Source organism: Streptomyces sp. NPDC052301, from assembly GCF_044593395.1.
In the GTDB taxonomy this organism is placed as follows: domain Bacteria; phylum Actinomycetota; class Actinomycetes; order Streptomycetales; family Streptomycetaceae; genus Streptomyces.
The window spans coordinates 559,643-572,986 of sequence record NZ_JBIUBE010000005.1 but is presented as its reverse complement, the minus strand read 5'-3'; the positions used below and the strand labels follow the sequence as shown (position 1 = coordinate 572,986).

The following is a 13,344-nucleotide window of genomic DNA, read 5'->3' as shown; positions in this document are numbered from 1 at the left end:
CCATCGCCCGCGCCCGCCAGGCCGCCCTCGGCGGCCGCACCGACGGCAAGGGCATCCCGGCACCCTCCGCGGACCCGTCCGCGTCCCGCGGCGCCTCGAAGTCCGACGGCGAGTCCGCGTCCCATGCGGCCGCGCCTGCCCCCCGCACCTCCTCGCCCGGTGACGGCGCCGCCGCCTCCGGCAACGCCGCCCGCACCTCCTCGCCCGGTGACGGCGCCGCCGCCTCCGGCAACGCCGCGTCCAGCGGCGACACCACCGCCCGTACCGCGTCCACCGCCAAGGCCGGCGAGGGCACCGACAAGCGCGGACCCCAGTCCGCCGAGAGCACCCAGGTGCTGCGCCGCGTCACCCCGCCGCGCGCCCCCCAGGACACCGGCGAGGACCGGCCGGCCGAGAGCACCCAGGTGCTGCGCCGCGTCACCGCGCCCCGCAAGGGCGCGCCCGCCGACCCCGCCAAGGCCCGCGCGGCCCGCGCAGCAGCCGCAGCCGCAGCCGGTGCCGGTGCCGCCGCTCAGGCCTCCCCCGCGGGCGCCGTCACCCCCGGCCCCCGCACCGGAGACAGCACCGGCACCGGCGCACGGCCCAAGGCGAAGCCCGCCGCACCCGCAACGCCCGCCACCCCGCCCCCCGCCCGGTCCTCCGAGGCCGAGACCACCGCCCTCGCCGCCACCACCGCGGACGCCGCGGCCCCCGCAGGCGCGGGCGAGGGCAAGAAGTCCAAGCGGCCCAAGCGCACCGGCTGGCGGCGGCTGTTCCCGACCTGGCGCATGGTGCTCGGCACCTTCGTCATCGGCGTGCTGCTGATCATCGGCCTGTTCTTCCTCGGCTACTCGATGGTCAAGATCCCGCCCGCCAACGCCCTCGCCACCAAGCAGGCCAACGTCTACCTCTACGCCGACGGCTCACAGATCGCCCGCGACGGCCAGATCAACCGGGAGAACGTCACCCTCGCCCAGGTCTCCAAGGACGCCCAGCACGCCGTCCTCGCCGCCGAGGACCGTGACTTCTACACCGAGTCCGCCATCGACCCGAAGGCCATGATCCGCGCCGGCTGGAACACCGCCACCGGCAAGGGCAAGCAGTCCGGCTCCACGATCACCCAGCAGTACGTGAAGAACTACTACCTGGGCCAGGAACAGACGGTCACCCGCAAGGCCAAGGAATTCTTCATCTCGATCAAGCTGGACCGGAACAAGTCCAAGAACGACATCCTCGAGGGCTACCTCAACACCAGCTACTTCGGCCGCAACGCCTACGGCATCCAGTCCGCCGCCCAGGCCTACTACGGCGTGGACGCCAAGAACCTCGACCCGGCCCGCGCCGCCTACCTCGCCGCGCTCGTCAACGCGCCCAGCGAGTACGACGTCGTCGCCCACCCCGAGAACAAGGCCGCCGCCGTCGCCCGCTGGAACTACGTCCTGGACGGCATGGTCAAGAAGGGCTGGCTCAACCAGTCCGAGCGCACCGGCATGAAGTTCCCCATGCCCAAGGAGCAGACCGTCTCCACCGGCATGTCCGGCCAGCGCGGCTACCTCGTCGAGGCGGTCAAGCACTACCTGACCACCAACAACATCCTCACCGACGACCAGCTCGCGGTCGGCGGCTACCGCATCACCACCACCATCCAGAAGAACCGGCAGGACGCCTTCGTCAAGGCGGTCCACGACCAGCTGATCTCCAAGCTCGACAAGAAGAACAACAAGGTCGACCGCTACGTCCGCGCCGGCGGCGCCTCCGTCGACCCCAAGACCGGCAAGGTCGTCGCCATGTACGGCGGCATCGACTACGTGAAGCAGTACACCAACGGCGCCACCCGCGGTGACTTCCAGGTCGGCTCGACCTTCAAGCCCTTCGTGTTCACCTCGGCGGTCCAGAACGGCTCCACCACCCAGGACGGCCGCACCATCACCCCGAACACCATGTACGACGGCACCAACGAACGCCCCGTACAGGGCTGGAGCGGCGGCGGCTACGCCCCCCAGAACGAGGACCAGAAGTCGTACGGCCAGATCACCGTCACCAAGGCGACCGACCTGTCCGTGAACGCCGTCTACGCCCAGATGGCCGTCGACGTCGGCCCCTCCAAGGTCAAGCAGACCGCGATCGACCTCGGCATCCCCTCCGCCACCCCGGACCTCCAGCCGTACCCGTCGATCGCCCTCGGCACCGCCACCGCCAGCGTGCTGGACATGGCGGAGGGATACGCGACGCTCGCCAACCACGGCAAGCACGGCACGTACACCCTCGTCGAGAAGATCACCAAGGACAACACCGAGGACGTCAAGCTCCCCGACCAGTCCGTCGAGCAGGCCGTCAGCCGCGAGGCCGCCGACACCACCACCTCGATCCTGCAGAGCGTGGTCGACAACGGCACCGCCACCGCCGCCCAGAACGCCGGCCGCCCCGCCGCCGGCAAGACCGGCACCGCCGAGAACGACACCGCCGCCTGGTTCGCCGGCTACACCCCGGACCTGGCCACCGTCGTCTCCGTCATGGGCCAGGACCCCGTGACCGCCAAGCACATGCCGCTGTACGGCGCCCTCGGCCAGGCCCGCATGAACGGTGGCGGCCCGCCCACCCAGATCTGGGCCCAGTACACGCACGACGCCCTGAAGAACAAGCCGACCGCCGACTTCGACCTGCAGCTCCAGCAGGGCGCCGACCAGCCGCAGGCGCCCAGCTCCCCCGGCTCGGCCCAGCCCGGCACCACCGGCGACCAGAACACCGGCGGCACCACCACCGACGGCGGCCAGGACAACGGCGGCGCCACCGCCAGCCCGACCGACGGCGGCACCACCGGCACGCCCACCGACGGCGGCCCGACCACGGACGGCGGCGCCACCACCGGCGGCGACACCACGACGGACGGCACCACCACCGGCGGCGACACCACCGGCGGAGGAACGACGACCGGAGCCGGCGGCACGACCGGCGGCGGCGACACGACCGGCGGCGGCACCCCCGGCGGCGGCACAGCCGCCGGCGGGGCCACGGACGGCGGCGGCACGACCGGCACAGCGGCAGGCGCCGGAGGCGGCGACCCCGGCGCCTGACCCCGCCCTCAGTGACCGCTGGTCGCCTTCAGCCCCACCACGGCGACCAGCAGCAGACACACGAAGAACACCCGGGCGGCGGTGACCGGCTCACCCAGCACCACCATGCCGAGCACCGCCGCCCCGGCCGCGCCGATGCCCACCCACACGCCGTACGCGGTACCGATCGGCAGGGACTTCGCGGCATACGACAGCAGCACCATGCTCGCGACGATGCCGGCGCCGGTGAACAGACTCGGGACCAGCCGGGTGAACCCGTCGCTGTACTTCATCCCGATCGACCAGGCCACTTCCAGCAGACCGGCGACAACCAACAGCACCCAGGCCACGACAGGCACCTCCCGAGACGGAACGACTCTTCACCGGTGCGTCGTCTTTGCCTGCATCCCGGTACGGCGCGTCTCGTCGGGCTCGCTTCCGAACATAGCAAAGGAACGACAAAAGGGCTGGTGACAGCCGTCACCAGCCCTTCCGTCAGGGACTTTCGAATCAGAGATACAGCCCGGTGGAGTCCTCCGACCCCTCGAACCGGTCCGCGGCGACGGCGTGCAGATCACGCTCACGCATGAGCACGTACGCCACGCCCCGCACCTCGACCTCCGCCCGGTCCTCTGGATCGAACAGAACCCGGTCACCCGGCTCCACGGTCCGTACGTTCTGACCGACCGCGACGACCTCGGCCCAGGCCAGGCGCCGCCCGACCGCCGCGGTCGCGGGAATCAGGATCCCGCCCCCCGACCGCCGCTCGCCCTCCCCGGTCTCCTGCTTGACCAGAACCCGGTCGTGCAGCATCCGAATGGGCAGCTTGTCGTGATGGGGGATCCTGTGCTCGTTTCTGTTGGCGCTCACGCCTCGAACCTACCTGCCTTCACCCCGGCCGTACGCCTCCGGGTCAGCCCTTGCGCCGCCGGGTGCCCAGGGCGATCAGCCCCACGACCCCGACCGCGAGCAGCGCCACGGGCACGACCCGCTCCAGCCGCAGCGCCCCGTCCTCGTCCACGAACTGCCCCCGCACCTCGGTCACGGCCCGGTTGACCTGGACGTACGCCCGGCCGACCGTGTGATCGATGTTGGCGACGACCTTGGCCTTCGCGTCCCCGACGATCGTCTTCGGGTGCACCCGCACGCCGATCTCGTCGAGCGTCTCGGCCAGCACTTCGCGGCGACGCTTGATGTCCGCCTCGATCTGCGCCGGGGTTCTGGTGTCCGACGTGTCCGCCACCGTACGGCCTCCGAAGTCTGCCGAAGTCTGATGCTGTTCCGGACAGTCTGTCAGCTCATGCCCGCGCCGCACCGCAAGGCCCCCCGGTTACGCTGGCCCGATGAGCGAGCGACTCCAGCCGGGGGACGTGGCCCCCGCCTTCACCCTCCCGGACGCCGACGGCACCGAGGTGTCCCTTTCCTCCCATAAGGGCCGCAAGGTCATCGTCTACTTCTACCCGGCCGCCCTGACCCCCGGCTGCACGAAGCAGGCCTGCGACTTCACGGACAACCTGGAGGTCCTGGCCACCGCCGGCTACGACGTCATCGGCATCTCCCCCGACGCCCCGGAGAAGCTGGCGAAGTTCCGCGAGAAGGAGTCCCTGAAGGTCACGCTGCTGGCCGACCCGGAGAAGAAGGTCACCGAGGCCTACGGCGCCTACGGCGAGAAGAAGAACTACGGCAAGACGTACATGGGCGTCATCCGCTCCACGATCGTCGTCGACGAGGAGGGCAAGGTCGAACGAGCCCTCTACAACGTCCGCGCCACCGGCCACGTGGCCAAGATCATCAAGGATCTGGGCATCTGAGGAACCTGTAGCCGACGTCGGCGGCCCGCCCCTGGAACGACCCCGGGCGGGCCGCTTTTCCGTCTCCGGGCGCGACTGTCCGATAACCGGTTCGTTGCTCCGTACGGGCAGCGAACGCCTGCCCGGAGCGGAGGGGGCTCGATGGGGGCCAGTGCGTACACGAGGGAGCGGCTGGAGGAGGCGGCTCGGGGAGCGTGGAATCTGTCCGAGGCGCTGGAGAGGCTGGGGGTGGATCCGCGGAATTCGACTCCACGAGACGGGCGTACCGGACCGATGCGCCGAGTGCGGTGTTGGCTCCGAGTGGCTCGGGCACCCGATGACGCTGGAGGTCGACCACATCAATGGCGACCGGAGCGATGACCGGCGGGAGAACCTGCGGCTGCTGTGCCCCAACTGCCACGCCACCACCCGCACCTGGTGCCGAGGGGGCGGACGACGAAAGACGCAGCCCCGTACACTGAGCGAGGCAAAACAGCCTGCAGGCTAATTGTCCGGTGTGGGGCGGTCGTGGCGAAATAGGCGATACGCGCGGGTTTTAGGTGCCCGTGGGAGAAATCCCGTGTGGGTTCGAGTCCCACCGACCGTACATGAGAGGGGCCGTCCATCGGGGCGGCCCCTTCTTGCTCAGCCCAACAACTCCCGGACCACCGGCACCAGCGCCCGGAACGCCTTCCCCCGGTGGCTGATCGCGTTCTTCTCGGACGCGGTCAGTTCCGCGCACGTGCGCGTCTCGCCCTCCGGCTGGAGGATCGGGTCGTAGCCGAAGCCGTTCGTGCCGGCGGGGGCGTGGCGCAGGACGCCCCGAAGCTGTCCCTCGACCACCCGCTCACGCCCGTCCGGCAGGGCCAGGGCCGCCGCGCAGGCGAAGTGTGCCGACCGGTGTTCCTCGGCGATGTCGGAGAGCTGGGCGAGCAGCAGGTCGAGGTTGGCCCGGTCGTCGCCGTGGCGGCCGGCCCAGCGGGCGGAGAAGATGCCGGGGGCGCCGTTGAGGACGTCGACGCACAGGCCCGAGTCGTCGGCGACCGCGGGCAGGCCCGTGGCCTGGGCCAGGGCGTGGGCCTTGAGCAGGGCGTTCTCGGCGAAGGTGACGCCGGTCTCCTTGACGTCGGGGATCTCGGGGTAGGCGTCGGCGCCGATCAGCTCGTGCGGCAGGCCTGCTTCGGCGAGGATCGCCCTGAGCTCGGTGATCTTTCCGGCGTTGCGGGTGGCGAGGATCAAGCGGGTCATGCCCGCCAGTATTCCTCGCCGCCCGGTCACAGCTCCGTCTGCCCCGCGCCGTTCAGGGTGCGCAGGTCGAAGACCTCGGCCATCTTCGCGAAGCCCAGGTCGCTGGGGTGCAGGTGGTCGCCGGAGTCGTAGTCGGGGCGCAGGCGCTGCGGGGCGTAGGGGTCGCGGAGGGCCTTGTCGAAGTCGACGACCGCGTCGTACAGGCCGCCGGACCTGATCTGGGCGTTGACCTGCTGGCGTACCGTCTCGCGGGCGGGGGTCCAGCCGCGGTGGCCGCGGCAGGGCATGAGGGTGGCGCCGACGACCTTCAGGCCGTGGGCGTGGGCCTGGCGTACGAGGGTGCGCAGGCCGGCCGTGATGCGGTCCGGGTCGGCGAGCTGGGGGTTGCGGAGTATGTCGTTGATGCCGAGGTCGATGACGACGACCTTGACGTCGGGGTGGGAGAGGGCGTCGCGGCCGAAGCGGCCGAGGCCGCTCTGGTTCTCGGCGGGGCGGCCGAGGCCGTCGGCGAGGACCTGGTTGCCGCTGATGCCTTCGTTGACGACGCTGTAGCGGGGGAGTTGCTGTCCGTCTTCGAGGGCGGTGCGGAGCCGGCCGGCGAGGATGTCGGGCCAGCGGTGGTTGGCGCCGGTGGTGGAGGTTATGCCGTCGGTGATGGAGTCGCCGAAGACGACGGCGGTGCCGTCGGCCTCGTTGCTGAGGACGTCCAGGGCGGTCAAGTAGCGCCAGTAGGCGGTCTGTTCGGTGTAGGGGGTGCCGGTGGCGTCCTCGGTGGCGTCGCCGGTGGCGACGTAGGAGATCTGCCGGGCGTGCGGGTGGTAGGTGACCGGGCCGGACGGGGTGGGGGAGTAGGTGGTGACCAGGACGTCGCCGGCGTGCGGGATGGTGAGGCGGACGGCGTCGCTGACGATCTGTCCGCCTGCGGGGATGACGACGCTGGTGCTGCCGTTGAAGGTGAGGCGCCGCATGGTCTGGGGGTCGGCGGCCGCGGTGCCGTCGCCGGTGGAGAGGGCGATCGAGGCGTGCGTCAGGGCGAGCGGTGACTGGCCGTAGAGATTGGACAGTGTGATGCGGGCACTCGTACCACCGGTGTCGGCGTGTACGACGTTGCGGACCGAGTGGCCTGCCATGCCGTTCGTCTCGGTGCCGGGTTCGCCGCCCACGGGGGCGGTGGACCAGGAGCCGACCCAGGTTCCGGCGGAGACGGGGGCGGCGGACGAGTCGCGGTGGGGGCGGTTGTCGGTGAGGGCGCTGCGGGAGGTGCCGTCGTCGGCTGCGACGGTGACGTAGATGGCGGCGGACAGTGCCACGACCAGCGCGACGAGCGCAGTCAGTACTGCATAACCATGACGCTTGGTCATGCTTTTGTTGTTCTCCTCGGGAGATGGGAGCCCGAGGCTCCGATCTGGGTCACTCCATGATGCGGCATGGGGTGCGGGGAGCTGACAGGGCCCTGCCCAGGACTCCCGTCCAGACAGACGCCGGGAACTCTTGTTCCGTTCCGTGAGTCGGTCGGGAAGGGACAATTGTGTGCGGGATCACCGAGCTGTGGAGCTGACGGGTGGAGCTGATGGAACCTACGGAGACGGCAGCACCGGCGCGGGCCGCGTCGTACCGGACCATGACGGCCTTCACTCCGGCGGACGAGGAGCGTCGGCGCGGGGTGCGGCGGATGAAGCTGACGGCGACCGCGATGCTGCTGTTCGTGGCGGTGGTCTATGTGGTGGCGAAGGTGGCCGGGCACGAGGGTGCCGGGGAGTGGACGCAGTACGTGGCCGCGGCGGCCGAGGCGGGCATGGTGGGTGCGCTGGCCGACTGGTTCGCGGTGACGGCGCTGTTCCGGCATCCGCTCGGGCTGCCCATTCCGCACACGGCGATCATTCCGACGAAGAAGGACCAGTTGGGGGTCTCGTTGGGGGAGTTCGTCGGGGAGAACTTCCTCTCCCAGGACGTCGTGCGGCAGCGGTTGCGGGCGGTGGGTATCGGCAGCCGGCTGGGGGTGTGGCTGGCGGAGCCGGAGCATGCGGACCGGGTGACGGCGGAGCTGGCGACGGCGCTGCGGGGCGCGCTGACGGTGCTGCGTGACTCGGACGTGCAGGCGGTGGTGGGGGAGGCGATCACCCGGCGGGCGAACACGCAGGAGATCGCTCCGGGGATCGGGAAGATGCTGGAGAAGATCGTCGCCGACGGGGGGCACCGGCGGGCGGTGGATCTGGTGGTGGCCCGTGCGCACGACTGGCTGGTGCTGCACCGGGACGACGTGATGGTGGCCGTGGAGGGTGGTGCGCCGGGCTGGACCCCGCGGTTCGTCGACCGGAAGGTCGGTGAGCGGGTCTACCGGGAGTTGTTGCGGTTCGCGACCGAGATGCGGGACATGCCGTCGCATCCGGCGCGGGGTGCGTTGGACCGTTTTCTCACGGACTTCGCCTCCGATCTGCAGTCCGACACGGACACCCGGGCGCGGGTGGAGCGGCTGAAGGGTGAGGTGCTGGGCCGGGGCGAGGTGCAGGATCTGATCGCGTCGGCCTGGACGGCGGTGCGGTCGATGATGGTGGCGGCGGCGGAGGACGAGCGCAGTGAGCTGCGGCTGCGGGTGCGGGGTGCGCTGCTGTCGCTGGGACGGCGGATGGCGACCGAGCCGAAGGTGCAGGGCAAGGTCGACAGCTGGGTGGAGGGGGCCGCGGTGCACGTGGTGACGACGTACCGCAAGGAGATCACCTCGTTGATCACGGACACGGTGGCGGGCTGGGACGCGGAGCACACCACCCGGAAGATCGAGGCGCACATCGGCCGTGATCTGCAGTTCATCCGGATCAATGGCACCGTGGTGGGATCACTGGCGGGGTTGCTGATCTATGTGGTGTCGCGGGCGCTGGGGGCCTGAGTCCTGGCTCTGTGCCGACTGATTCCGCAGGTTGGGGGCACCCGCTTGGTGCCGTCCCTCGCGCTTTCCGGGGGACGTCCTTCGACGCGGAGGGAGCCCCATGAGCGCAGCCGAGGCGGCATCGCCGGACACCGGACGGACCATCATCACCACCATTCCCGCCCGGTTGGACCGTCTGCCCTGGTCCCGCTGGCACTGGACGATCGTGATCGGCCTGGGCACCGTATGGATCCTGGACGGCCTGGAGGTCACGGTCGTCGGCAACATCGCCAGCCGGCTGGCCGAGCCGGGCAGTGGTCTGTCGATCACCTCGGGCCAGATCACGGGTACGGCCGCCGCGCTGTATGTGGCGGGTGCCTGTATCGGTGCGCTGTTCTGGGGCCGGCTGACCGATCGTTTCGGCCGCAAGAAGCTCTTCATGATCACCTTGGCGGTGTATCTGGCGGCGACGGCGCTGACGGCCGTCTCGTGGGAGGCCTGGTGGTTCTTCCTGTTCCGCTTCCTGACGGGTTTCGGCATCGGCGGTGAGTACGCGGCGATCAACTCCGCGATCGACGAGCTGATCCCGGCGAACTACCGCGGCCGGGTCGATCTGATCATCAACGGCAGTTTCTGGCTCGGCGCGGTCGGTGGTTCGCTGCTGTCGATCGTGGCGCTCGACACCGACCTGCTGGCGGCGAACGTCGGCTGGCGTCTGACCTTCGCTCTCGGCGCCTTCCTGGCCCTGGTCATCCTGCTGGTACGGCGGCACGTCCCGGAGAGTCCGCGCTGGCTGCTGATCCACGGCAGGGACCGGGAGGCGGAGGAGATCGTCTCCGGTATCGAACGTCAGGTGGAGGAGCAGCGCGGTGAGCGGCTGCCCGAGCCGGACGGCGGCGAGCTGGAGATCCACCAGCGCAGGAGCGTGACGTTCCGGGAGATCGCCCGCACGGTCTTCGGCCGGTACCGCAAGCGGGCGGTGCTCGGCTTCTCCCTCTTCATCGGGCAGGCGTTCCTGTACAACGCGATCACCTTCGGCTTCGGCGCGATCCTGACGAAGTTCTTCGACGTGCCGTCCGGCCATACCGGCTACTACTTCGCGGTGATCGCGGTCGGCAACTTCTGCGGGCCGCTGCTGCTGGGCCACCTGTTCGACACGGTGGGCCGGCGGGTGATGATCTCCTCCACGTACCTGCTCTCGGGCCTCCTCCTCTTCGGCACGGCCTGGCTGTTCGACCGGGGTTCGCTGAACGCGGCCACGCTGACGGCCTGCTGGTGTGCGGTGCTCTTCTTCGCCTCGGCGGGCGCGTCCAGCGCGTATCTGACGGTCTCGGAGATCTTCCCGATGGAGACGAGGGCGATGTCGATCGCCTTCTTCTACGCCCTCGGTACGGCCGCGGGCGGTATCAGCGGCCCGCTGCTGTTCGCGGACCTCACCGGCACGGGCAAGGTCGGTGACACGGTCCTGGCGTTCTCGATCGGGGCGACGCTGATGTGTCTGGCGGGTCTGGTGGCGGCGTTCCTGGCGGTACGGGCCGAACGCCGCTCCCTGGAGGACATCGCCCGCCCGCTGACGGCGGTGGCCGGCCGGGCCAAGGCGGCGACGAAGGGCGCCCGGCCGTCGAGCCGTACGTCCGGCCCCCAGGGCCCCTCGGCACCGCCGGCGGCGAGCCGGCCGTAGCACGGGTCTGCCGTCGGTGGCGGGGCCGGCGGTGGGTCCTTTGCCCCCGGGGGCGGTGGGCAGGCTGCGGTGCGTCTGCCGTCGGCGGGCGGCTGGGCTTCTGCCGCCGGGGGCGGTGGGCGGCCTGGAGCGGATCCGCTGCCGCCGACGGCTGGCCGTAGCACTCCTGCTGTCGGCGGTCGGGCCGTGGCACTTCTGCCGTCGGCCGTCGGGCCGGAGCGCGCGTCTGCTGCCCCCTGGCCGACAGGCGGATTCAGCTCCGGCGGTCGGCGACGGCCCAGGAGGCGAGGGCGACGGCCCCGGCGACACCGAACACCGACGGCCAGGCGCCGATCTTCTTGGCGAGCGGGTGGGAACCGGCGAACGCGGCGACGTACGCGGCCGTGAGCGCACCCGCGGCCTTCCCGCCCGCCTGCACGCGCCACTGCTGGGCCGCGGCGGCACCCGCGACGGCCAGCACCGCCCCGCCCAGCGGCCGCTTCTTGGTCCAGCGGGCGACGCCGTAACCGCCGACGAGTCCACCGGCGGCGACGACCGCGCTGGGAACCTTGGCCATGAGTGCCTCCTCGTGATCCCCCGTGCCTGCCTCGAGGTACGTCCTGTGAGATCTGCCCCGAGGCTAACGCGCGGGCCGGTCCGCGACCCGAACATGAGTCGTGGCTTGTCAACTTTCTACCGGCGAGCTATATAAGAAGTCGTAGGGCATCGCACCCAGTTCCTGTAGAGAGGAGTGACCCGTGATGCTCATGCGCACGGACCCGTTCCGCGACTTCGACCGACTCACGCAGCAGGTCTTCGGCAACAGCACGCGCCAGTCCGCCATGCCGATGGACGCCTACCGCGCCGGTGACGACTTCCTGGTCCACTTCGATCTGCCCGGTATCGACCCGGAGACGATCGAGCTGGACGTCGAGCGCAACGTCCTCAACGTCCGCGCCGAGCGCCGCAACCCCGCTCCCGAGGGTGCGGAGATGCTCCTCGCCGAACGGCCCACGGGCACCTTCACCCGTCAGCTGTTCCTCGGTGACACCCTCGACACGGAACGCATCGACGCGTCGTACGAGGCCGGCGTCCTGACCCTGCGCATCCCGGTGGCCGAACAGGCCAAGCCGCGTCGCATCCAGATCAGCGGCGGCGCCGGCGACCGCAAGCAGATCAGCGGCTGAGCCGACACCGGCAGGGAAGCCGACCGGATCGAACTGAGCCGCGGCCCCGGCCCGCACCCACCGACCTGCGGCCCGGCCCGCCCCCCCACGTGTCCCGAGCCCGCCCCCCGGGGCTCGGGACACGACGCTCACACCTCCCGGACCCTGCCCACGCCCCGCCCCCCACGCCGCATGAGGCCACATGCCGCACATTGGCCGAACTGCCCCTCATGCCCGCCGCATTACGGGGTACCAGACGTCCGGATGTCCGGATGCCCGGTGCCCGGAAGTGTCCCGGAGGAGGAACCACCACGATGACCGTGACGACGCCGCAGCCGCAGACGAGAGCCACGATCCCCGCCCCTTCCCTGTACGTGGGCGAGGCAGCGGACACCACGCGCTGGCAGGAACTGACGGAGGCGGTGCGCGAGGCGGGCCAGTACGCCACGAGGGCGCAGGCCGAACGCGTCACCCGCACGGTCCTTGCCGCCCTGGGCGGGCACGTGACCGGGGAAGAACGCGTGTCCCTCGCCCAGGCCCTCCCCCGGGAGGCGGGCATGCTGATCGCGGCCCAGATCCCCGCGACGCGCCCCCTGACCGCGAGGGAGTTCGTGGAGTCGGTGGCGACCGGCATCGAGGGCTCGACCCCCGCGACGGCCCGCTGGGACGTCAGCTCGGTGCTCGGTGTCCTGGCGGACAGGATCGGCGAGACGCTGACGACCCGCCTCCTCGCCCAACTCCCGCCGGGCTACGCCCTCCTCTTCGGCCGAGCGGACCTCGCACCGACGGCGTAGCCACCGTGCCGGGGCGCCGCCCGCGGTGCGGGAGGCGCCCCGCGACGAAGCTCAGCCGGCACTCGTTCCGCGCTCCGGCCGGCAACGCCTCTCGCGTGGACGAGCGCAGCCACAGCGGGGCCCCTCAGACCCGGTCGAGCTCCCGGTGAGGTTCCGCGGGCAGCTCCACCCGAATCACGTCCCCGGGCCGTACGACACCACCTTCCCGCACGACCCCCATGATCCCGGCCTTGCGGACGAGCCCCCCGTCGTCCCTTCGTGAGACGACCTGCTTCAGCAACCCGTGCCGGAAGCCGTCGATCTGCGCACAGGGATTGCGCAGCCCGGTCACCTCGACGACGGCCTCGTCCCCGATCCGCAGCAGCGTCCCCACGGGCAGCCCGAGCAGATCGATCCCACGGGTGGTCACGTTCTCCCCGAGGTCCCCGGGCCGCACACGGAACCCCGCGCCGGCGACCTCCTCGAACAGCTCCTCGTGAATGAGGTGCACCTGCCGCAGGTTCGGCTGAGTGGGATCGGCCTTCACCCGCGACCGATGCTTCACGGTCACCCCGGCATGCACGTCCCCCTCCACCCCGAGCCCGGCGAGCAGCGTGATGCTCTCCCGGTTGGGCTTGGTGAAGGAGTACTCCTCATTACGACTGACAGCAGCAACGACCGCACTCACGGCGTCTCTCCCCTCGTACCGTCAAGATCCGACGCGAGCCTAACTCTCCCCGTGGTGCCGCCCCGGCTGGACTCTCGCCGAGAGCCAGGAGGGCCGGCTGCTTCAGGTCCGGCGGCTCGCGTCC

13 protein-coding genes, 1 tRNA gene, 1 pseudogene and 1 riboswitch are annotated in these 13,344 nt (G+C 70.9%); of the genes and pseudogenes, 8 read left to right on the top strand and 7 right to left on the bottom strand.

What is annotated here, in order from left to right; genetic code table 11:
• Nucleotides 1-53 precede the first annotated feature (53 nt).
• Nucleotides 54-3,053, top strand: a complete 3,000-nt coding sequence (locus ACIHEJ_RS17100) for a transglycosylase domain-containing protein (protein ID WP_400136137.1) — start codon at nt 54-56, stop codon at nt 3,051-3,053.
• A gap of 8 nt (nt 3,054-3,061) precedes the next feature.
• On the opposite strand, the gene ACIHEJ_RS17095 is transcribed toward ACIHEJ_RS17100, so the two are convergent.
• The 3 genes from ACIHEJ_RS17095 to ACIHEJ_RS17085 all read right to left on the bottom strand — a co-directional run bounded on the left by ACIHEJ_RS17095 (nt 3,062) and on the right by ACIHEJ_RS17085 (nt 4,275).
• Nucleotides 3,062-3,382 (bottom strand): DMT family transporter, encoded by a 321-nt coding sequence (locus ACIHEJ_RS17095; RefSeq protein ID WP_400135821.1) that lies wholly within the window; start codon nt 3,380-3,382, stop codon nt 3,062-3,064.
• Between the two features lie 35 nt (nt 3,383-3,417).
• Nucleotides 3,418-3,486: riboswitch (guanidine-III (ykkC-III) riboswitch) on the bottom strand.
• Between the two features lie 56 nt (nt 3,487-3,542).
• A complete protein-coding gene (locus ACIHEJ_RS17090) occupies nt 3,543-3,845 on the bottom strand; it encodes a co-chaperone GroES (RefSeq protein WP_143638545.1) in 303 nt (100 codons plus the stop codon).
• Nucleotides 3,846-3,945: 100 nt separating this feature from the next.
• On the bottom strand, nt 3,946-4,275 hold the full coding sequence (locus ACIHEJ_RS17085; protein WP_400135819.1) for a DUF3618 domain-containing protein: 330 nt from the start codon (nt 4,273-4,275) through the stop codon (nt 3,946-3,948).
• A gap of 100 nt (nt 4,276-4,375) precedes the next feature.
• Here ACIHEJ_RS17085 and bcp point away from each other — a divergent pair, with 100 nt between their 5' ends.
• From bcp to ACIHEJ_RS17070, 3 genes and pseudogenes are all read left to right on the top strand, one after another.
• Nucleotides 4,376-4,843: a thioredoxin-dependent thiol peroxidase gene (bcp, locus tag ACIHEJ_RS17080; RefSeq protein WP_400135817.1), complete on the top strand. Its 468-nt coding sequence runs from the start codon at nt 4,376-4,378 to the stop codon at nt 4,841-4,843.
• Between the two features lie 247 nt (nt 4,844-5,090).
• Nucleotides 5,091-5,330 (top strand): annotated as a pseudogene (locus ACIHEJ_RS17075) (HNH endonuclease); the annotation flags it as partial.
• Between the two features lie 14 nt (nt 5,331-5,344).
• Nucleotides 5,345-5,429: transfer RNA gene (locus tag ACIHEJ_RS17070), tRNA-Leu, on the top strand.
• A gap of 38 nt (nt 5,430-5,467) precedes the next feature.
• Here the strand turns inward: ACIHEJ_RS17070 and rdgB are convergent.
• Both rdgB and ACIHEJ_RS17060 read right to left on the bottom strand, forming a co-directional pair.
• Complete coding sequence (rdgB, locus tag ACIHEJ_RS17065) at nt 5,468-6,070, bottom strand: RdgB/HAM1 family non-canonical purine NTP pyrophosphatase (protein WP_400135814.1); 603 nt, start codon at nt 6,068-6,070, stop codon at nt 5,468-5,470.
• A gap of 26 nt (nt 6,071-6,096) precedes the next feature.
• On the bottom strand, nt 6,097-7,431 hold the full coding sequence (locus ACIHEJ_RS17060) for an SGNH/GDSL hydrolase family protein (protein WP_400135811.1): 1,335 nt from the start codon (nt 7,429-7,431) through the stop codon (nt 6,097-6,099).
• Nucleotides 7,432-7,640: 209 nt separating this feature from the next.
• On the opposite strand from ACIHEJ_RS17060, the gene ACIHEJ_RS17055 reads away from it, so the two are divergent.
• Nucleotides 7,641-8,954, top strand: a complete 1,314-nt coding sequence (locus tag ACIHEJ_RS17055; RefSeq protein ID WP_400135808.1) for a DUF445 domain-containing protein — start codon at nt 7,641-7,643, stop codon at nt 8,952-8,954.
• A 100-nt stretch (nt 8,955-9,054) separates the two neighbouring features.
• A complete protein-coding gene (locus ACIHEJ_RS17050) occupies nt 9,055-10,614 on the top strand; it encodes an MFS transporter (protein ID WP_400135805.1) in 1,560 nt (519 codons plus the stop codon).
• A gap of 253 nt (nt 10,615-10,867) precedes the next feature.
• Here the strand turns inward: ACIHEJ_RS17050 and ACIHEJ_RS17045 are convergent, their stop codons facing one another.
• The gene (locus ACIHEJ_RS17045; RefSeq protein WP_400135803.1) at nt 10,868-11,170 is read right to left on the bottom strand and encodes a hypothetical protein; all 303 of its coding nucleotides are present in this window, start codon (nt 11,168-11,170) and stop codon (nt 10,868-10,870) included.
• 184 nt (nt 11,171-11,354) lie between these two features.
• Here ACIHEJ_RS17045 and ACIHEJ_RS17040 point away from each other — a divergent pair, with 184 nt between their 5' ends.
• Nucleotides 11,355-11,780, top strand: a complete 426-nt coding sequence (locus ACIHEJ_RS17040) for an Hsp20/alpha crystallin family protein (protein WP_400135801.1) — start codon at nt 11,355-11,357, stop codon at nt 11,778-11,780.
• Nucleotides 11,781-12,073: 293 nt separating this feature from the next.
• Entirely contained in the window at nt 12,074-12,553 is a 480-nt protein-coding gene (locus ACIHEJ_RS17035) for a DUF2267 domain-containing protein (protein WP_400135800.1), read from the top strand.
• A 124-nt stretch (nt 12,554-12,677) separates the two neighbouring features.
• Here ACIHEJ_RS17035 and ACIHEJ_RS17030 read toward each other — a convergent pair whose 3' ends face one another.
• Entirely contained in the window at nt 12,678-13,220 is a 543-nt protein-coding gene (locus ACIHEJ_RS17030; RefSeq protein ID WP_400135797.1) for an MOSC domain-containing protein, read from the bottom strand.
• Between the last annotated feature and the right edge of the window lie 124 nt (nt 13,221-13,344).